The sequence below is a fragment of the Kitasatospora sp. NPDC059408 genome, assembly GCF_042751525.1.
Taxonomy (GTDB): domain Bacteria; phylum Actinomycetota; class Actinomycetes; order Streptomycetales; family Streptomycetaceae; genus Kitasatospora.
Genome location: NZ_JBHYWI010000011.1, coordinates 5,740 through 25,029 on the forward strand (window position 1 = coordinate 5,740; position 19,290 = coordinate 25,029).

At 72.8% G+C, this 19,290-nt stretch carries 19 protein-coding genes; 12 read left to right on the plus strand and 7 right to left on the minus strand.

The genetic code is table 11. The features are described from left to right. Positions 1 to 375 precede the first annotated feature (375 nt). Together rsgA and ACFXDE_RS10015 are read right to left on the minus strand one after the other, a co-directional pair. Positions 376 to 1,437 carry a ribosome small subunit-dependent GTPase A gene (rsgA, locus tag ACFXDE_RS10010; RefSeq protein WP_380492870.1) on the minus strand — a complete coding sequence of 354 codons (1,062 nt, stop codon included), beginning with the start codon at positions 1,435 to 1,437 and terminating at the stop codon, positions 376 to 378. 413 nt (positions 1,438 to 1,850) lie between these two features. Continuing rightward, complete coding sequence (locus tag ACFXDE_RS10015; RefSeq protein WP_380492699.1) at positions 1,851 to 2,846, minus strand: cytochrome c oxidase assembly protein; 996 nt, start codon at positions 2,844 to 2,846, stop codon at positions 1,851 to 1,853. A 309-nt stretch (positions 2,847 to 3,155) separates the two neighbouring features. Here ACFXDE_RS10015 and ACFXDE_RS10020 point away from each other — a divergent pair, with 309 nt between their 5' ends. Next, positions 3,156 to 4,946 carry an FtsW/RodA/SpoVE family cell cycle protein gene (locus ACFXDE_RS10020; protein ID WP_380492701.1) on the plus strand — a complete coding sequence of 597 codons (1,791 nt, stop codon included), beginning with the start codon at positions 3,156 to 3,158 and terminating at the stop codon, positions 4,944 to 4,946. 134 nt (positions 4,947 to 5,080) lie between these two features. On the opposite strand, the gene ACFXDE_RS10025 is transcribed toward ACFXDE_RS10020, so the two are convergent. Continuing rightward, positions 5,081 to 6,376, minus strand: coding sequence for a YihY/virulence factor BrkB family protein (locus ACFXDE_RS10025; RefSeq protein WP_380440932.1), 1,296 nt, complete (start codon positions 6,374 to 6,376; stop codon positions 5,081 to 5,083). Between the two features lie 189 nt (positions 6,377 to 6,565). On the opposite strand from ACFXDE_RS10025, the gene ACFXDE_RS10030 reads away from it, so the two are divergent. The 11 genes from ACFXDE_RS10030 (at position 6,566) to ACFXDE_RS10080 (ending at position 16,383) form a co-directional block, all read left to right on the plus strand. Next, positions 6,566 to 6,649, plus strand: a complete 84-nt coding sequence (locus ACFXDE_RS10030) for a putative leader peptide (RefSeq protein ID WP_310593185.1) — start codon at positions 6,566 to 6,568, stop codon at positions 6,647 to 6,649. Between the two features lie 197 nt (positions 6,650 to 6,846). Beyond that, positions 6,847 to 8,571 carry a nitrite/sulfite reductase gene (locus ACFXDE_RS10035; protein WP_380492704.1) on the plus strand — a complete coding sequence of 575 codons (1,725 nt, stop codon included), beginning with the start codon at positions 6,847 to 6,849 and terminating at the stop codon, positions 8,569 to 8,571. Next, positions 8,568 to 8,765, plus strand: a complete 198-nt coding sequence (locus ACFXDE_RS10040; RefSeq protein WP_380492706.1) for a hypothetical protein — start codon at positions 8,568 to 8,570, stop codon at positions 8,763 to 8,765. Before ACFXDE_RS10035 ends, ACFXDE_RS10040 begins: the two co-directional genes overlap by 4 nt. Next, positions 8,746 to 9,447, plus strand: a complete 702-nt coding sequence (locus tag ACFXDE_RS10045; protein ID WP_380440940.1) for a phosphoadenylyl-sulfate reductase — start codon at positions 8,746 to 8,748, stop codon at positions 9,445 to 9,447. The genes ACFXDE_RS10040 and ACFXDE_RS10045 overlap by 20 nt, the downstream gene beginning before the upstream one ends. Before the next feature lie 58 nt (positions 9,448 to 9,505). Continuing rightward, complete coding sequence (cysC, locus tag ACFXDE_RS10050) at positions 9,506 to 10,087, plus strand: adenylyl-sulfate kinase (protein ID WP_380441043.1); 582 nt, start codon at positions 9,506 to 9,508, stop codon at positions 10,085 to 10,087. After that, the gene (gene cysD, locus ACFXDE_RS10055) at positions 10,084 to 11,022 is read left to right on the plus strand and encodes a sulfate adenylyltransferase subunit CysD (protein ID WP_380440943.1); all 939 of its coding nucleotides are present in this window, start codon (positions 10,084 to 10,086) and stop codon (positions 11,020 to 11,022) included. The genes cysC and cysD overlap by 4 nt, the downstream gene beginning before the upstream one ends. A gap of 2 nt (positions 11,023 to 11,024) precedes the next feature. Beyond that, entirely contained in the window at positions 11,025 to 12,371 is a 1,347-nt protein-coding gene (locus ACFXDE_RS10060; protein ID WP_380440946.1) for a sulfate adenylyltransferase subunit 1, read from the plus strand. A 244-nt stretch (positions 12,372 to 12,615) separates the two neighbouring features. Continuing rightward, the gene (locus ACFXDE_RS10065; RefSeq protein ID WP_380440948.1) at positions 12,616 to 13,779 is read left to right on the plus strand and encodes an aliphatic sulfonate ABC transporter substrate-binding protein; all 1,164 of its coding nucleotides are present in this window, start codon (positions 12,616 to 12,618) and stop codon (positions 13,777 to 13,779) included. A 171-nt stretch (positions 13,780 to 13,950) separates the two neighbouring features. Next, positions 13,951 to 14,754 carry an ABC transporter ATP-binding protein gene (locus tag ACFXDE_RS10070; RefSeq protein WP_380492873.1) on the plus strand — a complete coding sequence of 268 codons (804 nt, stop codon included), beginning with the start codon at positions 13,951 to 13,953 and terminating at the stop codon, positions 14,752 to 14,754. Next, positions 14,741 to 15,643 (plus strand): ABC transporter permease, encoded by a 903-nt coding sequence (locus tag ACFXDE_RS10075; RefSeq protein ID WP_380440950.1) that lies wholly within the window; start codon positions 14,741 to 14,743, stop codon positions 15,641 to 15,643. Before ACFXDE_RS10070 ends, ACFXDE_RS10075 begins: the two co-directional genes overlap by 14 nt. 11 nt (positions 15,644 to 15,654) lie before the next feature. Then, positions 15,655 to 16,383, plus strand: coding sequence for a sirohydrochlorin chelatase (locus tag ACFXDE_RS10080; RefSeq protein WP_380492709.1), 729 nt, complete (start codon positions 15,655 to 15,657; stop codon positions 16,381 to 16,383). A 4-nt stretch (positions 16,384 to 16,387) separates the two neighbouring features. On the opposite strand, the gene ACFXDE_RS10085 is transcribed toward ACFXDE_RS10080, so the two are convergent. The 4 genes from ACFXDE_RS10085 to ACFXDE_RS10100 all read right to left on the minus strand — a co-directional run bounded on the left by ACFXDE_RS10085 (position 16,388) and on the right by ACFXDE_RS10100 (position 19,246). Beyond that, positions 16,388 to 16,705 carry a hypothetical protein gene (locus tag ACFXDE_RS10085; RefSeq protein ID WP_380492711.1) on the minus strand — a complete coding sequence of 106 codons (318 nt, stop codon included), beginning with the start codon at positions 16,703 to 16,705 and terminating at the stop codon, positions 16,388 to 16,390. A gap of 2 nt (positions 16,706 to 16,707) precedes the next feature. After that, complete coding sequence (locus ACFXDE_RS10090) at positions 16,708 to 16,983, minus strand: hypothetical protein (RefSeq protein WP_380492713.1); 276 nt, start codon at positions 16,981 to 16,983, stop codon at positions 16,708 to 16,710. 193 nt (positions 16,984 to 17,176) lie between these two features. Then, on the minus strand, positions 17,177 to 18,862 hold the full coding sequence (locus ACFXDE_RS10095) for a DEAD/DEAH box helicase (RefSeq protein ID WP_380492715.1): 1,686 nt from the start codon (positions 18,860 to 18,862) through the stop codon (positions 17,177 to 17,179). A gap of 180 nt (positions 18,863 to 19,042) precedes the next feature. After that, the gene (locus tag ACFXDE_RS10100; protein ID WP_218202470.1) at positions 19,043 to 19,246 is read right to left on the minus strand and encodes a cold-shock protein; all 204 of its coding nucleotides are present in this window, start codon (positions 19,244 to 19,246) and stop codon (positions 19,043 to 19,045) included. Between the last annotated feature and the right edge of the window lie 44 nt (positions 19,247 to 19,290).

The following is a 19,290-nucleotide window of genomic DNA, read 5'->3' on the forward strand; positions in this document are numbered from 1 at the left end:
TTTCACATCGGTTGGTGGGGGGGGTGGCGGCGGTGGTGGGGCGGGCTGCGGCTGTCCGCCCTGACGGGACCGCTGCTTGAGAGTTACGGACCTGACTGGCCGGGCCCCCTCCCCCCTCCCCCTCCCACCCTCCGCCACCACCCACCCACCCGCGCGCGCCCACCACCCACCTCGGCCACCTCGGCCACCTCACCCACCCACCCACCCGCCCGCCACCTGGCGCGGCCCTCTGGCACAGCCCTCAGGTGCAGCCCCTCAGGTACAGCCCTCAGGCACAGCCCTCAAGTGCACCCCTCTGCCACAGCCCTCCAACCCTCGCCACCCTCCGCCGGCTGGGCACCGGGCCCGGTGCCCAGCCTTGCGGGGTGTGCGGTGTCAGCGCCGGACCGGGCCGTTCTCCTTCCGCATCGACTTGGTGATCGTCTTCCACTTCTTCAGCCGCGCCGAGGCGAGCCGGGCGTCCGACCGGGACGCGATCCACTCGTTCTCGCGCTGGAGCTTGCGGTAGCTCTCCCACCTCCGCTGCGGCAGCGTGCCCTCCTCCAGCGCGGCCTGGACGGCGCAGCCGGGCTCGGTGTGGTGGCCGCAGTCGTGGAACCGGCACTCCTCGGCCAGCTCGGCGATGTCGGCGAAGGCCAGGTCCACGCCCTCACCGCCGTAGAGGCCGACTTCGCGCAGTCCGGGGGTGTCGATGAGCACGCCGCCCCCGGGCAGCGCTATGAGTTCGCGGGTGGTCGTGGTGTGGCGTCCCTTCTGGTCGACGTCGCGGGCGGCCTGGACGGTCATGACGGCCGCGCCCGCGAGCGCGTTGGTGAGGGTGGACTTGCCGACGCCGGACTGCCCGATGAGGGCGGTGGTGCCGGGGGTGCAGGCGCGCAGGACGTCCATGCCCTCCCCGGTCTCGGCGCTGACGACGAGCACGGTGACGCCGGGGGCGACGCCTTCGACGTCGGCGCGGATGAACTCGGCGTCGTCGACGAGGTCGGCCTTGGTGAGGACGACGACGGGTTCGGCGCCGGACTCCCAGGCGAGGGCGAGGAAGCGTTCGATCCGGCCGAGGTCGGGGTCGGCGGCGAGGGAGGCGGCGATCAGGACGGTGTCGACGTTGGCCGCGAGCACCTGGCCGTCGGAGCGCTTGCCGGCGACCTTGCGGATGATCGCGGTGCTGCGCGGCAGCAGCGCCGTGACCGCGGCCATGGGCTGGGCGTCGAGGTCGACGGCGGCCCAGTCGCCGGTGCACGGGCAGTTGATCATGTCGGCGTCGCCGACCGGCCGGGTGTCGAGCCGGACGGTGCGCGCTTCGCCGGTTTCGGGGTCGGCCAGGACGGCGTCGCACTGGCCGCGGTCGACGCGGACGATGCGGGCCGGGACGAGACCGGCCTCGGCGAGCGGGGTGAACAGCTCGTCGAGCTCGGCCGTCCAGCCGTAGCCGGACAGCGCGGCGCAGAGCTCAGAGCTCTCCGCGTGCTCAGAGCGCTCGAAGTGCTCAGAGCTCTCGGCGTGCTCAGGCAGCTCGAAGTGCTCAGCGGCCGGGGAGGACGAGGAGGAAGAAGAGGGGTACGACGGAACGGAGGCAGCGTTGAACAACGCAGTGGGCCCTTCGGGAGGAGATGATCCCGGCAGGCTGCGGCTGGCTCGGAACGTCAGCCGGCGGCCGGGAAAAGGAGGTGATCGCGCGTGCTGCCCAGGGCAGCTATCGGGGCAACGACGGCCATGGGGCTCACCTCCTGCTCTCTACTCCTCGGGCGGCCCGAAGAGGGCGCCCGAACCGGACGGGAGAAACGCTAGCGAAGAACGGTTCCCGCGCCAACAGGTTTTTGATCTGCGGAAATGCGCGGGCGAGGGCGGGATCAGCCGCCGTAGCGGTGCTTGAGGTTGGGGTCGTCCAGCCACCAGGGCCGCATCCCGGTCTCCTCTTCCTCCTCGCGGCCCTCCGCGCGCGCCTGGGCCGCCGCCTCCTCGAAGCGGGCGTCCAGCTCGGCGTCCACGGCCTTGATCTCCTCGCGCCCCTGCACCACCATGCGCCGCACGAGCGCGGCCAGGAACGGCAGCCCGACGAGGTCCCCCAGCACCCAGAAGGCGTTGCCGCCCCAGGTCTGGTCCTGCGCGAGGCTCGGCCCCCAGGGCCGCCCGAGGGCGACGTAGTGGTGCTCGGCGACGAGGTGGCCGCCGTAGATGAGGACGATCCCGAGCCCGGCGTCGAAGATCACCTCGGCGAAGGTGATGAACAGCCCGACCAGGTGCGGGTACTCGTGCCCGACGGGGTCGATCTGGAGCCGCGGCCAGAAGTAGGCGAGCCCGAGCAGCACGAGCACCAGGTGCAGCACGAGGTTCCCGGCGCCGCTGGAGACCGACCAGTCGTACCAGGGCGTGAAGTAGAGGAGCCACGGCGGCGCCATCAGCAGCGCGGTCGAGACGGCCGGGAACATCAGCACCTTGGACGGCTTGCTGCGCAGCGCCCGCAGGATCCGCTCGCGCCGCCGCTCGGACGCGGACCCGACGAGCAGCGAGACCGGCGCGCCGAGCGCGAGCAGCAGCGGGACGACCATGAGCAGCAGGACGACCTGGACGGCCCGGTCGGTGAAGAGGACGCGGTCGTAGACGCCGAGGCCGGAGCAGGTGGCCCAGATCCACAGGAGCAGCCCGCCGAGGAAGGCCGCGGTGCGGGTGGGCTGCCAGCGTTCGCCGCCGGTGCGGTGGACGGCCCGGACGGCGAGGAGGTACCAGGCGCCGAGGAGGACGGAGAGGCCGAGGACGAGGGGTTCGGCGGTCCACGAGGTGGCGAGGTCGGACCACTGCCAGGCCGGCGGCCCGCTGTAGCCGAGCGCCTGCACCGAGCCGTCCATCCGTCCGCCACCTCGTCCACGCCGTGCTGCCGCCGGCCCCGTGCCCGGGCGGGCTCGGGGTGCGCCGGGGTCCGTTCGCGGTGTCCGGCGCCCCGCCATGATGGCCGGTGGGCAGTGGATCACCGCGGCCAGGGGGCCTCTCTATACCCCACCCTGAACAAAGCTTTGCCAAACCTTGCCGAAGCTTTGCCGAGGCAAAGTTTTCGCCCCGTTCCGTCCCCATGCGCAACCGGCGGAGGGGCACGTTCGTCTGGCAGGATGCACCGTCGGCATACCGGCCACGTGGGTGACAACAAGGGGACGACAAGGGTGCAAAGCACTGCACGCGGCGAGGGCCGCCGGCTGGCGGCGCGCCACCGCAACATCGAGCTGGGCCTGCTGGCCCTCGCGGTGGCCGTCTGTGTGGCGGGACACATCGACGCCGATCTGGCGCTGACCGGCAAGATGCCGCCGAACCTGCTGATGCGGCTCCTGCCCCTGGTCGGGCTGGTGGGCGCGGCGCACATGGCGGTGCGCCGGTTCGCCCCGTACGCGGACCCGCTGATCCTGCCACTGGGCGTGTTCCTGACCGGTTTCGGGCTGATGCTGCTGGACCGGCTGGACATCTCCTACGCGGCGGCGCACGCGAAGAAGGGCGACTTCCAGAAGCTCCCGGCCGCGCCGCAGCAGTTCATGTGGGTGTTCATCGCGGTCGTGGTGTCCCTCGCGCTGGTGGTGTTCATCAAGCACCACCGGTTCTTCCAGCGCTACGTCTACATCCTGATGGCGGGCGCGCTCGTCCTGCTGGCCGCGCCCGCGTTCTTCCCCGGGCGTCCGGAGGACTTCGGCGCCAAGCGCTGGATCCGCCTGTTCGGGCTCTCCTTCGAGCCGGACGAGTTCGTCAAGGTCGCGATCACGATCTTCTTCGCCGGCTACCTGATGGCCTCGCGGGACGCGCTCGCGCTGGCCGGCCGCAAGATCTGGGGCATGACCCTGCCGCGCGGGCGGCATGCCGGGCCGGTGCTGGCGATCTGGGTGATGAGCCTGCTGGTGCTGATCTTCGAGCGTGACCTCGGCACCTCGCTGATCTTCTTCGGCATCTTCGTCGTGATGCTGTACGTGGCGACCGAGCGCACCAGCTGGGTGGTGCTCGGCCTGCTGATGGCGGTCGGGGGCGCGGCGGTGGTCGGCACCCTGGAGCCGCACGTGCACGGCCGCGTCGAGGCGTGGCTGCACCCGCTCGACATCTACAAGCCGGTGCACGACAAGGCGATCATCTCCGACCAGCCGGCCGAGGCGCTGTTCAGCCTGGGCACCGGGCACCTGACCGGGACGGGCCTGGGCTCGGGCCGGCCGTGGCTGATCGGCTTCGCCGGGCGCAGCGACTTCGTCTTCACGACGATCGGCGAGGAGCTGGGCCTGGCCGGGGTGACGGCCGTGCTGCTGGTGTACCTGCTGCTGGTGCAGCGGGGTCTGCGGACGGCCGTCGGGCTGACCGACCCGTTCGGGAAGCTGCTGGCGACGGGTCTGTCGACGGCGCTGGCGCTGCAGGTGTTCGTGGTGGTCGGCGGGGTGAGCGGCCTGGTGCCGCTGACCGGCAAGGCGTTGCCGTTCCTGGCGGCGGGCGGTTCGTCGCTGCTGGCGAACTGGCTGACGGTGGCACTGCTGATCAAACTGAGCGACTCGGCGGGGCGGACGGCGCTGGAGCCGGCGCTGCCGAGCACGGACTTCCCGGCGCAGGTCGCCTCGAAGCGCCCGGCCCAGGCCGACCAGAGGGCCGGTCAGGCCACCGGCCAGGGCTCCGGCCAGGCCGGTCAGGGGGACGGCCAGGCCGGCCAGGCCCCGGGCCGGACGCCCGCGCACGGCACGCCGTCGGACCCGCGGTCCGAGCCCGCGCCCGAGGCGGGTGGGCAGCAGGCCGGCCGGCCGGGCGCGGTGGCGGACTTCCCGACGGCGCCCGGCTACGGCACCGCCCCGGATCCGTCCCGGCCGGGCGGCACGCTGGGCGGCGGCTTCCACACGCCGGCGCAGCCGTCCGGACCGCACTCGTCGACACCGCAGCCGTCGACTCCGTACCCGCCCGGCCCGTACCCGCCGAACCAGAACCCGGCGACCGCCTGACGGGCCGCAAAGGCACCCCGAAAGCACCGGGACACCGGGCACACCGGGCACAGCGGGCACAGCGAAACAGCAAGCGAAGCAGCAAACGCCACAGGGCCTCCCCCGCACCCGCGGGGGAGGCCCTGTCGCACGTCCTACCGCTGCTGGTCCCAGGGCGGCCGCGGCGGGTAGCCGGGCGGCGGGTACTCCGGGGGCGGGGCGGTGGGCCGGTCGCTGTCGGGCGGCGGCGGGGTGGGCCGGTGGTGGGGGCCGCCGCGGGCGGTGAGGCGGCCGCGCACGTTGTCGGCGGCGAGGACGTCGGCCCAGCGCTCGGGGTACTCGGAGGGCACGTCGACGTCGTCGCCCTCGTCCTCGCCCCACTCCTCCTCGGCGCCTTCGGCGAGGCCGAGTTCGCGGGCCCGGCGGGCGCGTTCGGCGGCGCGCCGGGCGGCGACCTCGCGGACCGTGGCCGCGGCGGCGGCCTCGTGGGCGCGCTCGTTCTCGGCGCGGGCGTCGGCGGTCTCCAGGGTGGGCCAGCGCCGGTCTATGGCGGCGTTCATGGCGGCGCCGATGAGCACGGCGAGCGCCACGACGAAGATCCACAGCAGGACGGCGACGGGCGCGGCCAGCGAGCCGTAGACGGAGGGGCCCTCGACGGAGCTGACGAGGTACAGGCGCAGCGCGACGCTGCAGAAGACGAGGACGACGAGGGCGACGAGGGCGCCGGGGATGTCCTCGCGCCAGGGCGTGGAGACGGGCACGGCGAGGTGGTAGAGCGTCGTGAGGGAGACGATCAGCAGGGCGATGGCGACGGGCCAGTAGGCGGCGCCGACGAGCCCGGCGATGCCCGGTACGGCGTTCTCGACGAGGCCGGGCCCGGCCATGAGCAGCGGCAGCACGAGGGAGCCGATGAGGAGGGCGCCGAGGTAGAGGCCGAGGGACATGAGGCGGGTCTTGACGATGCCGCGCTTGCCGTCGAGGCCGTACATGACGGTGATGGTGTCGATGAAGATGTAGAGGGCCCTGGAGCCGGACCACAGCGAGAGCAGGAAGCCGATCGAGATGAGGTCGGGCCGGGTGGTGTCGAACACCTGGTTGAGCAGCGGCACGACGACGTCGTTGATGGAGGAGTCGGAGAGGACCGTCCCGGAGGCCGAGACGATGTCGTGCTTGAGGCGCTCGATGGTGCCGGCGCCGAGGACCTGGTCGAGGTAGCCGAGGGTCGCGGCGAGGCCGAGGAGCAGCGGCGGGATCGACAGCAGGGTGAAGAAGGCCGCCTCGGCGGCGAGGCCGGTGACCCGGTACTCGACGCAGGTGTTGGTGGTGTCCCGGACCAGTTCCCACGCCGTGCGGCGCCAGGTGGCCTGCTTGGCCGCGCGCCGGGAGCCCTTGCCCCGGCGTCGGGAGGGCCGCTCGGGGTGCGGTCTGCTCGTATCGCCTGCTGCTTGCACAGGGCTAACGGTATCGGGCCGGGCCCGGCCGGTTGATCTCAGCGGGGCCCCGGGCGTGCGTCCGCCGGTTTCCGGGCGGGCGGCGGGGGGAGCGGCGGGAACGCGGCGGCGTCCCGCATTCCGAAACCACAGCGTCCATGATGCGGACGTTAGTGGACCGCGAGTCGTGCGCCGTGCGAATCTCTTGCCATGCCTAGCGCCGGAACCACCCTGGTAGGTCGACTCCACGTCGATCTCCTTCGCGTGTCCAGCGCCATCTGTCCGGTGACCTGAGCCCCACCCCGCCGCCACCACCGCACCCCGGCGCCACCACCTCGCCATCCCCGCCGACGTGGATGCGCACGGCGCCCGCCCGGCCCGGTCACTGCCCTCACGGTCCTGAGAAACAGCAGGTCACAGGAGCACCGTCCGGTCGAGCACGCCCAGCGACCCACCCGGCGTCAGAGCCACCTGCCCCGAAGGACTTCACCATGGCCACCTCCCCCGAGACCGTCGAGCCCACGGCCGACAGTGCCGCCGAGCGCCGCCCCGCCGGGGTCCGCAAGGTGACCCGCCACCGCGGTGAGGGCCAGTGGGGCATGGGGCACCACACCCCGCTGAACGCCAACGAGCAGTTCAAGAAGGACGACGACGGTCTCAATGTGCGGACACGCATTGAGACGATCTACGCGCACCGCGGCTTCGACTCGATCGACCCGGCCGACCTGCGCGGCCGGATGCGCTGGTGGGGGCTGTACACCCAGCGCAAGGAGGGCATCGACGGCGGCAAGACCGCGATCCTGGATCCGCACGAGCTCGACGCCGAGTACTTCATGCTCCGCGTGCGCGTCGACGGCGGCCGGCTGACCGTCGCCCAGCTGCGGGCGATCGCCGAGGTGTCCGAGCAGTACGGCCGCAACACCGCCGACCTGACCGACCGCCAGAACGTCCAGTACCACTGGATCCGGATCGAGGACGTCCCGGCGATCTGGCAGAAGCTGGAGGCCGTCGGCCTGTCCACCACCGAGGCCTGCGGCGACACCCCGCGCGTCATCCTGGGCTCGCCGGTGGCCGGCGTCGCCGAGGACGAGATCATCGACGGCACCCCCGCGATCGAGGAGATCCAGCGCCGCTTCATCGGCAACCCGGACTTCTCCAACCTGCCGCGCAAGTTCAAGTCCGCGGTCTCCGGCTCCCCGCTGCTCGACGTCGCGCACGAGATCAACGACGTCGCCTTCGTCGGCGTCGTGCACCCCGAGCACGGTCCCGGCTTCGACCTGTGGGTCGGCGGCGGCCTGTCCACCAACCCGAAGCTCGGCGTGCGCCTGGGCGCCTGGGTCCCGCTGGAGGACGTGGCCGACGTCTACGGCGGCGTCATCGGCATCTTCCGCGACTACGGCTACCGCCGCCTGCGCAACCGCGCCCGCCTGAAGTTCCTCGTCGCCGACTGGGGCCCGGAGAAGTTCCGCCGGGTGCTGGAGGACGAGTACCTCAAGCGCGCGCTGACCGACGGCCCCGCGCCCGCCGAGCCGGTCGGCCGCTGGCGCGACCACGTCGGCGTCCACAAGCAGAAGGACGGCCGCTTCTACGTCGGCTTCGCCCCGCGCGTCGGCCGGGTGGACGGCAAGCTGCTCGGCCAGATCGCCGACCTCGCCGAGGCCCACGGCAGCGACCGGGTGCGCACCACCGCCGAGCAGAAGATGCTGGTCCTCGACATCGCGGAGGACCGGGTCGAGTCGCTGGTGGCCGGCCTGGAGGCGCTCGACCTGCGCGTCACGCCGTCACCGTTCCGCCGCGGCACGATGGCCTGCACCGGCATCGAGTACTGCAAGCTCGCCATCGTCGAGACCAAGGAGCGCGGGCGCACCCTGATCGACGAACTGGAGGAGCGCCTGCCGGAGTTCGCCGAGCCGCTGACCATCAACATCAACGGCTGCCCGAACGCCTGCGCCCGCATCCAGGTCGCCGACATCGGCCTCAAGGGCCAGCTGGTCACCGACGAGCACGGCGACCAGGTCGAGGGCTACCAGGTGCACCTGGGCGGCGCACTGGGCCTGGAGGCCGGGTTCGGCCGCAAGGTCCGCGGCCTGAAGGTCACCAGCGCCGGCCTGCCCGACTACGTCGAGCGGCTCCTGACCCGCTACCAGGCCGACCGCACCGAGGGCGAGCGCTTCGCCCAGTGGACGGCCCGGGCCACCGAGGAGCAGCTCTCATGAGTGAGCGAGCCGCACCGTTCTTCTGCCCGTACTGCGGGGACGAGGACCTGCGCCCCTCCGAGGCCGGGCACGGCTCCTGGGAATGCCACGGCTGCCGCAGGGCCTTCCAGTTGAAGTTCCTCGGCCTGCTGTCACCCGCTGCCGCGGGGGGACCGAGCGAAGGGGGAAACGCAGTTGACCGGCACGACGACTGACTACGAGGCGATCGCGACCGCCGCGGGCCGCGACCTGGAGGAGGCGACCCCGCAGGAGATCCTGCGCTGGGCCGCCGACACCTTCGGCAAGCGGTTCTGCGTCACCTCCTCCATGGAGGACGCGGTCGTCGCCCACCTCGCCTCCTCGGTGTTCCCCGGCGTGGACGTGGTGTTCCTGGACACCGGGTACCACTTCGCGGAGACCATCGGCACCCGGGACGCGGTCGCCGCGACGATGCCGGTCAACGTCATCACGCTCACGCCGCTGAGGACCGTGGCCGAGCAGGACGCCGAGCACGGGCCGCACCTGCACGACCGCGACCCGGACCTGTGCTGCTCGCTGCGCAAGGTCGAGCCGCTCAACCGCGGCCTCGGCGCCTACGACGCGTGGGCGACGGGCCTGCGCCGCGACGAGTCGCCGACCCGGGCGAACACCCCGGTGGTGTCGTGGGACCCCAAGCGCCGCAAGGTCAAGCTCGCCCCGATCGCCCGCTGGACGCAGGACGACGTGGACGCCTACGTCGCCGCGAACGGGGTGCTGCTCAACCCGCTGCTGTGGGAGGGCTACACCTCGATCGGCTGCTCGCCGCTGTCCTGCACCCGCAAGCCCGCCGAGGGCGAGGACGCGCGGGCCGGCCGCTGGTCCGGCTCCGGCAAGACCGAGTGCGGCATCCACCTCTGAACCTCCGAACCACCGTCAACCGACCAGAAGGAACCCCACCGTGACGACAGCCGACACACTGGCCGCCAACGGAGCCGCAGAGGCGGCCCGCGCGGCCGCCCCCTGCGAGCGCGGCGCCACCGTGTGGCTGACCGGGCTGCCGAGCGCGGGCAAGACCACGCTCGCCTTCGCCCTCGCCGAGCGGCTGCGCGCCGAGGGCCACCGGGTCGAGGTCCTGGACGGCGACGAGATCCGCGAGTTCCTCTCCAAGGGCCTCGGCTTCTCCCGCGAGGACCGGCACACCAACGTCACCCGGATCGGCTTCGTCGCCGAGAAGCTGGCCGCCAACGGCGTCAAGGTGCTCGCCCCGGTGATCGCCCCCTTCGCCGACTCGCGCGCCGCCGTCCGCGAGCGCCACGCCGCCGCCGGCACCGAGTTCCTGGAGATCCACGTCGCCACCCCGGTCGAGCTGTGCGCCGAACGCGACGTCAAGGGCCTGTACGCCAAGCAGGCCGCCGGGGAGATCTCCGGCCTCACCGGCGTCGACGACCCGTACGAGGCGCCGGAGCACCCGGAGCTGCGCCTCCAGACGCAGGGCCGCGCGGTCACCGAGTCCGCCGCCGAGCTGCACGCCTTCCTGACCGAAAGGGGCCTCGCATGACCACCGCGACCCAGCACACGGTGCAGGCCGACGACACCCCGTTCGCGCTGTCCCACCTGGACGCGCTGGAGGCCGAGTCGGTGCACATCTTCCGCGAGGTCGCGGGGGAGTTCGAACGCCCGGTGATCCTCTTCTCCGGCGGCAAGGACTCCATCGTCATGCTGCACCTGGCGCTCAAGGCCTTCCGGCCCGCCGCGGTGCCCTTCTCGCTGCTGCACGTCGACACCGGGCACAACTTCCCCGAGGTCATCGCCTACCGCGACCGCGTCGTCGCCGAGCACGGCCTGCGCCTGCACGTCGCCCACGTCCAGGACTTCATCGACCGCGGCGTCCTGCGCGAGCGCCCCGACGGCACCCGCAACCCGCTGCAGACCGTCCCGCTGCTCGACGCGATCGAGACCAACCGCTTCGACGCCGTCTTCGGCGGCGGGCGCCGCGACGAGGAGAAGGCCCGCGCCAAGGAGCGCGTCTTCTCCCTGCGCGACGAGTTCGGCGCCTGGGACCCGCGCCGCCAGCGCCCCGAACTGTGGTCGCTCTACAACGGCCGGCACGCCGTCGGCGAGCACGTGCGCGTCTTCCCGCTCTCCAACTGGACCGAGCTCGACGTGTGGCAGTACATCGAGCGCGAGGGCATCGACCTGCCGGAGATCTACTACGCCCACGAGCGCGACGTCTTCTCCCGCAGCGGCATGTGGCTCACCGCCGGCGAATGGGGCGGGCCCCGCGAGGACGAGCCCGTCCAGCGGCGCCTGATCCGCTACCGCACCGTCGGCGACATGTCCTGCACCGGCGCCGTCGACTCCGACGCCACCACGATCGAGGCCGTGATCGCCGAGATCGCCGCCAGCCGCCTCACCGAGCGCGGCGCGACGCGGGCCGACGACAAGCTGTCCGAGGCCGCGATGGAAGACCGCAAGCGCGAGGGGTACTTCTAGCCATGACCAGCACCACCCAGGCCGGCATGACCCAGACCGGCACCGCCACGTCGCTGCTGCGCTTCGCCACCGCCGGCTCCGTCGACGACGGCAAGTCCACCCTCGTCGGCCGCCTCCTGCACGACTCCAAGTCCGTGCTCGCCGACCAGCTGGAGGCCGTCGCCCACGCCTCCCGCAACCGCGGACAGGCCGCGCCCGACCTCGCGCTGCTCACCGACGGCCTGCGCGCCGAGCGCGAGCAGGGCATCACCATCGACGTCGCCTACCGCTACTTCGCCACCCCCCGGCGCCGGTTCATCCTCGCCGACACCCCGGGCCACGTGCAGTACACGCGGAACATGGTCACCGGCGCCTCCACCGCCGAGCTCGCCGTCGTCCTCGTCGACGCCCGCAACGGCGTCGTCGAGCAGACCCGCCGGCACGCCGCCGTCGCCGCCCTGCTGCGCGTGCCACACGTCGTCCTCGCCGTCAACAAGATGGACCTCGTCGACTACGCCGAGCCCGTCTTCGCCGCCATCGCCGCCGAGTTCACCGCCTACGCCGCCTCCCTCGGCGTCAAGGACGTCCTCGCCGTGCCGATCTCGGCCCTCGCCGGCGACAACGTCGTCGAGCCCTCCGCCCACATGGACTGGTACGGCGGCCCGACCCTGCTGGAGCACCTGGAGACCGTCCCGGTCGGCAGCGACCCGAGCGCCGAGCCCGCCCGCTTCCCCGTCCAGTACGTCATCCGCCCGCAGACCGAGGCGCACCCCGACTACCGCGGCTACGCCGGCCAGCTGGCCTCCGGCGTGCTGCGCGTCGGCGACGCCGTCACCGTCCTGCCCTCCGGCCACACCACCACCGTCGCCGGCATCGACGCGCTCGGCGAGGAGACCGACATCGCCTGGGCCCCCCAGTCGATCACCGTGCGCCTCGCCGACGACATCGACGTCTCGCGCGGCGACCTCATCGCGGCCGGCCCCGCCCCCGTCCCCACCAAGGACATCGAGGCGACCGTCAGCCACCTCAACGAGCGCCCGCTGCGTGCCGGGGACAAGGTGCTGCTCAAGCACACCACCCGCACCGTCCGCGCGCTCGTCAAGGAGATCTCCTACCGGATCGACATCGACACCCTGGAGCGTCGTTCCGGCGCCGACGGGCTGAACGTCAACGACATCGGCCACGTGGTGCTGCGCACCGCCGAGCCGCTGGCGCTCGACACCTACTCCGCCAACCGCCGCACCGGATCGTTCCTGCTGATCGACCCGGCCGACGGCACCACCCTCACCGCCGGCATGGCGGGCGAGGCCTTCGACACCGTACGCAGCACCGACGTCAACGACGCCACCGAAGAGGAGGACTGGGTCTGATGCCCAGCGAGGCGTTCTCGGGCATGGACAAGGAAGGCGGCCGCATCGGCAGCGGCGTCCTCGGCAGTGGCCAGGGCGGACTGAGCCGATGTGTGGGCCGACAGGGCTGAGAACGCCCTGTCACCGGGCCGCCTCCCCCGCAGCCGCCCGGCTTGCCCGGCATCCGCGATGCCGCAAGCACCACCTTCCGAACTCCAGCCCCGAGACCGCCTCCTGACGGTCCGTCCGCGAACGGGACACCACCATGGCACCGATCCAGGCCCTCCTGCATACCCGCATCCGCCCCAACGCCGGGCGGATCAGACGCGCCGCCGCGGCCGCCGTCGCCGGCCTGGCGACCGTCGCCCTGCTGTCCGCGTGCAGCTACGGTTCCAAGGCCGAGGGGAAGTCCTCCGGCGACGCCGGCTCCTCCGCCGCCGGGGCTTCGGCCGCCGGCGACAAGCTCTCCGCCGACACGGTCAAGATCGGCTACTTCGCCAACCTGACCCACGGCACCGCCCTGGTCGGCCTCCAGGAGGGCCTCTTCCAGAAGGAGCTCGGCGCCACCAAGATCAAGACCCAGGTCTTCAACGCGGGCCCGGCCGAGATCGAGGCGCTCAACGCCGGCTCCATCGACATCGGCTGGATCGGCCCCTCCCCCGCGATCAACGGCTACACCAAGTCCGACGGCAAGTCGCTGAGGATCATCGGCGGTTCGGCCTCCGGCGGGGTCAAGCTGGTCGTCAACCCGGACAAGGTCTCCTCCCTCGACGACCTCAAGGGCAAGAAGATCGCCACCCCGCAGCTGGGCAACACCCAGGACGTGGCGCTGCTCAACTACCTGGCGGGCAAGGGCTACAAGGTCGACCCGAGCACCGGCGCCGGGGACGTCTCGGTGGTGCGCACCGACAACAAGGTCACCCCCGACGCCTACAAGCAGGGCTCCATCGACGGCGCCTGGGTGCCCGAGCCCACCGCCTCCAAGCTGGTCACCCTCGGCGCGAAGGTCCTGCTCAACGAGAAGGACCTCTGGCCGGACAAGAAGTTCGTGATCACCAACATCATCGTCTCGCAGAAGTTCCTCAAGGAGCACCCGGACGTGGTGGAGGCCGTGCTGCGCGGCTCGGTGAACGCCAACGCCTTCATCAAGGCCAACCCGGACAAGGCCAAGGCCGACGCCAACGAGGCCATCAAGAAGGAGTCCGGCAGCGCGCTGGAGCCGGCCATCCTCGACCCGGCCTGGGCGGACATCGACTTCCTGGACGACCCGCTGGCCGGCACCCTGCAGGCCGAGGCCGACCACGCCGTGACCGCGGGGCTGCTCAAGAAGCCCAACCTGAACGGGATCTACGACCTCGGCCCGCTGAACAAGGTGCTCGCGGCCAAGGGCCAGGCCCCCGTGGCGGACGCCGGACTCGGCGCCAAGTAGCGCCGTCTCCCCTCCAGTTCCGCGGTCCGGACCCCCGCCCGCCCGGTCGATCCCCGATCGATGCCCACCGGACGGGCGGGGCCGGACCCCGGCTCCCAAGCTCCCCGCCCCTCCCTCCTGCCCGCCGACGGGCAGGAGGGGCCCATGACCACTCACGCAGGAGGTGCCCGGATGACCTCGGCACTGACCACCTCGGCGGACGCCCCCGGCACCGCCGGCGCCGCGCCCGCGCCCGCCGTCCGGATCTCGCACGTGCACAAGTCCTTCGGCCGCCCCGGCGCGCAGACCCACGTCCTGGACGACATCACCCTCGACGTGGCGCCCGGCGAGTTCGTCACGCTGCTCGGCGCCTCGGGCTGCGGCAAGTCGACCCTGCTGAACCTCGTCGCCGGCCTCGACCGCCCCACCCGCGGCAGCATCGAGGTGCCCGGCGCCCGGCCCGCCCTGATGTTCCAGGAGCACGCGCTGTTCCCCTGGCTCACCGCCGGGCGCAACATCGAACTCGCCCTCAAGCTCGCCGGCGTCCCCCGCCCCGAGCGGCGCGCCGAGGCCGAGCGGCTCCTCGAACTCGTGCGCCTGAGCGGCTCCTACGGCAAGCGCGTGCACGAGCTGTCCGGCGGCATGCGCCAGCGCGTCGCGATGGCCCGCGCCCTCGCCCAGGGCAGCAAGGTGCTGCTGATGGACGAGCCGTTCGCCGCGCTCGACGCCATCACCCGCGACGTCCTGCACGACGAGATCACCCGGATCTGGGCCGAGCGGCAGCTGTCCGTCCTGTTCGTCACCCACAACGTGCGCGAGGCCGTGCGCCTCGCCCAGCGCGTGGTGCTGCTCTCCTCCCGCCCCGGCCGCATCGCCCGCGAGTGGCACATCGACCTGCCGCAGCCGCGGCGCATCGAGTCCGCCGGCGTCGCCGACCTGTCCATCGAGATCACCGAAGAACTGCGTGGGGAGATCCGTCGCCATGTCCAGCACTGACACCACCCCCGTCCTGGACAAGCGCGGAGCCGCCGACACCGCCGACGTCGGCGCCGGCCTGGACGCCCTGGACGCCGTCTCCGCCCGGCGCAGCTCGCTCGGCGAGGTGCTGCGGCAGAAGGCGCTGCCGCCGCTGCTCGGCGTCCTCGTCGTGCTCGCGCTGTGGCAGGGCGCGTACAGCCTGCACCTCACCACGTCCGACAAGCTGCCCAGCCCGGCGGCCGTGTGGCACTCCGCGCAGGACCTCTGGTACCAGGGCACGCTGTTCTCGATCATCTGGACGAGCGTGTGGCGCGGCCTGTCCGGCTTCCTGCTGGCCGTCGTCATCGGCACCCCGATCGGCCTGGTCGTCGCCCGCGTGAAGCCGGTGCGCACCGCGATCGGCCCGGTCCTGCAGGGCTTGCAGTCGCTGCCGTCGGTCGCGTGGGTGCCGGCCGCGGTGATCTGGCTCGGCATCAACGACTCGATGATGTACGCGGTGATCCTGCTCGGCGCCGTGCCGTCCATCGCCAACGGCCTCGTCGCCGGGATCGACCAGGTGCCGCCGCTGTTCCTGCGCGCCGGGCGCACCATCGGCGCCACCGGCCTCACCGGTGCCCGGCACGTGCTGCTGCCCGCCGCGCTGCCCGGCTACCTGGCCGGGCTCAAGCAGGGCTGGGCGTTCTCCTGGCGCTCGCTGATGGCCGCCGAACTCGTCGCCTCCTCCCCCGACCTCGGCCTCGGCCTCGGCCGGTACCTGGAGAACCAGCGCGAGTTCTCCGACATGCCGGGGGTGCTGCTCGGCATCCTCCTGATCCTGTTCGTCGGGATCGCCATCGAGCTGCTCGTGTTCACCCCGGTCGAGCGCCGGGTGCTGCGCAACCGCGGCCTGCTGGCCGCCGCGAAGTAGGGACGCACCGCATGACCGCCCTCCTCCTCATCGCCCACGGCAGCCGCGACCCGCGGCACGCCGCGACGGTGGCCGCGCTCGTCGACCGGGTGCGGGCGCAGCGGCCCGGGCTCGACGTCGCGACGGCGTACCTGGACCACTGCGCGCCGCGGATCCCGCAGGTGGTCGGGCGGCTCGGGGCGGCGGTGGCGGTGCCGCTCCTGCTGAACCGGGCGTTCCACGCCAAGCACGACATCCCGGCGGCGCTGCGCGCGGCGGGCGCGGGGCTGCCGGTGGCGGACGTCCTCGGTCCGTCGCCGCTGCTGCTCGCCGCGCTCGACCGGCGGCTGGCGGGGGCGGGCCTGGACGTCGCGTCGGCGGCGGTGCGGGCCCGCACGGGCGTGGTGCTCGCGGCGGCGGGTTCCTCCGACCCGGCGGCGGACGCCGCCACCCGCGCGGTGGCCGCCGAGTGGCGGCGCACCCGCGGCTGGGCCGCGGTCGAGGTCGCCTACGCAGCCGGCACCGGCCCCCGCGTCCCCGAGGCCCTGGCCGCCCTGCACGCCGCTGGCGCCGCGCGCACCGCCGTGTCCCCCTACCTCCTGGCGCCCGGCCGCCTCCCGGACCGCATCGCCGAGGCGGCCACCGAGGCCGACCTTTGCGCCGACGTCCTGGGCGCGGCCCCCGAACTGGCCACCCTCCTCCTGGAGCGCTACGACGAGGCCCTGCGGACGTCGCGAGCAATCCCCGCCCTCACGGCCTGAGCCGTCACGACGCCTTGCGGTGCTGGTACTCGGCCACTGCCGCAGTGATCACGCTGAACGGCACCGGCTCGTCCAGGTCGGCGATCGCGGCCTCGATCCACTCCCGCATGATGGCCGTCGGCTTCAGCCCGCGTTCGCGGGCCCGGCGCCGCACCTCGTCCATGACCGGCTTGGGCAGCCGCAGCGATGTGGTGATCATGACCGCCTCGGCCGGCACCGGCTCGGCCGGCTCGGCACTCATGATCTCCTCCTCGGTCAGCTCGTGCGTCTCGTAGTACTCGGCGATCGCTTCAAGGTCCGCACCGTTGTCCGTCATCGTCACCCTCAACTCGTCCGCTTGAGGAACAAGCGCTTCTCGGCAGCCGTCATGTCGCGCGCAGTAGCGCAGTACCACGCGGATGGAACCGCCGCACTCGTTACCAGCACCACCAACAGGTAGCGCCCGGATTGCGTCACGCCGTGGCAGAGCGTCGTGCTCTCCCGGCCACGCGCGAACCAGTGAGGGCGGGAGAACACGACGTCCTCCACCTCTTCCGGCTCCACGCCGTGCCTGGCGATGTGCTCCTCGGACCGCTCGGTCCAGTAGATCTCACTATGCACGAGACGCAGCGTGTTGCAAACGCATTGCGCGTGGCCAGTTGCGATCACACGAGTGGGTTACGGCGTACGGAAGCGTCGAGAGCGCACCCGGCCCCTGCCGAACGCGCCCTCGACCGATCCGCTCAGAGAGGCGGGTACGGCGAAGGGCGCCCTCCGGAGTCCCGGAGAGCGCCCTTCCGCGCGTGTGTGTGCGTCAGTCGAACGTGCGGCGCTGGCGGCCCGTCCCGTAGTTGGAGCCGGACTTGGCGCCGCTTCCGGGCTTGGCGCGGCCGGAGGAGCGGCCGATGAAGCCGGCCGCCTGCGGGCGCTCGCCCTGGGCCTGGGCGGCGGCGCCCATGCGCTGCTTGGGGCGGGGGCGGCGCGGGTTGCCGTTCATGTCGACGTCGGCGGGCAGCCCGGAGCGCTTGCCGGGGCGGCGGCGCGGGGCGCCCTTGCCCTCGGCCTTGGGCTTGGCGTCGGCCTCGGCGGCGGGCACCGGGACGGCGACGGTGACGGCGACGCCGCTCGGGGTGCGGGCGCCGGTGATCTTGGCGAGGTCGGCGTCGCCGGGGCGGACCTTGGTGACGGTCGGGCGGATGCCGGCGACCGTCATCAGCCGGTTGACCTCGCGGCGCTGCTCGGGCAGGACGAGGGTGACGACCGTGCCGGACTCGCCGGCCCGGGCGGTGCGCCCGCCGCGGTGCAGGTAGTCCTTGTGGTCCACCGGCGGGTCGACGTTGACGACGAGGTCGAGGCCGTCGATGTGGATGCCGCGGGCGGCGACGTTGGTGGCGATCAGCGCGGTGACGTGGCCGTCGCGGAACTGGTCGAGGACGCGGTTGCGCTGCGGCTGGGACTTGCCGCCGTGCAGCGCGGCGGCCTTGACGCCGTTGGCGAGCAGCTGCTTGGCGAGCCGGTCGGCGCCGTGCTTGGTGTGCACGAACATGATCAGGCGGCCGTCGCGGGAGGCGATGTGCGCGGTGGTGGACGCCTTGTCGGCCGGGTCGAGCTGCAGAACGTGGTGGTCCATGGTGCTGACCGCGCCGGCCGAGGGGTCGACCGAGTGGGTGACCGGGTCGGAGAGGAAGCGCTTGACCAGGCGGTCGACGTTGCGGTCCAGGGTGGCGGAGAACAGCATCCGCTGCCCGCCCTCGGCGACCTGCTCCAGCAGCTTGGTGACCTGCGGCAGGAAGCCCATGTCGGCCATCTGGTCGGCCTCGTCGAGGACGGTGATCGCGACGTCGGACAGGATGACGTCGCCGCGGCCGATCAGGTCGTCGAGCCGGCCGGGGGTGGCGACGAGGACCTCGGTGCCACGGCGGACGGCGTTGGCCTGGCGCCCGATCGACATGCCGCCGACGACGGTGGTGATCCGCAGGTTGACGGCGGTGGCGTAGGGGGTGAGCGCCTCGGTGACCTGCTGGGCGAGCTCGCGGGTGGGCACCAGCACGAGCGCGAGCGGGTGCCGGGCGTCGGCGCGGCGCCCGGCGGTGCGGGCGAGCAGCGGCAGGCCGAAGGCGAGGGTCTTGCCGGAGCCGGTGCGGCCGCGGCCGAGCACGTCGCGCCCGGCGATCGAGTCGGGCAGCGTGGCGCCCTGGATCGGGAACGGCTCGGTGACGCCCTCGCGGCCGAGCGCGGACAGGATCGCCTTCGGCAGGTCGAGCTCGGCGAAGGTGGCCGCCGGGGGCCGCGACGGGGTGCCCTGGACGACGGTGAAGTCGGCGGGCGCGGCGGCGGTGGCGCGGGAGGTCTTGGGGGCGCGGGATCCGGCGGTGCGGGATCCGGCGGCGGGGCCGGCGCCGGTGCGGCCGCGCGGCTTGCGGGTGCGCGGGGCGCCTTCGGTGCGGGCGCCGTCGGTACGGGCGCCGCGGTCGCGCGGCGTGCGGGCAGGGGTGGTCACGGGTTCTCCGTCGGTCGGTCGGCGGCAGCCCGGGGTACGGGCTGGTCGGCCGTCGGTGGGAGATACGCCGCCCCGGCCGTATGGCGGCTTCTGCCGCCGTGTGGCGGCATGCGCGAGGGCCCGCACCGAGCGGTGCGGGCCCCCGCTACGCGAGATCGCGAGTCAGCTCGGGGGCTGGACTCAGATGACGCGGATGTTCTCGGCCTGCGGGCCCTTCTGGCCCTGGGTCACGTCGAACTCGACCTGCTGGCCCTCGACGAGCTCACGGAAGCCCTGAGCAACGATGTTCGAGTAGTGCGCGAACACGTCCGGGCCGCCCTCGGCCTGCTCGATGAAGCCGAAGCCCTTTTCGCTGTTGAACCACTTCACGGTGCCGGTAGCCATAACCGTCTCCTCTAAAACTGGGGCATCAGGGATCCACACCGCGT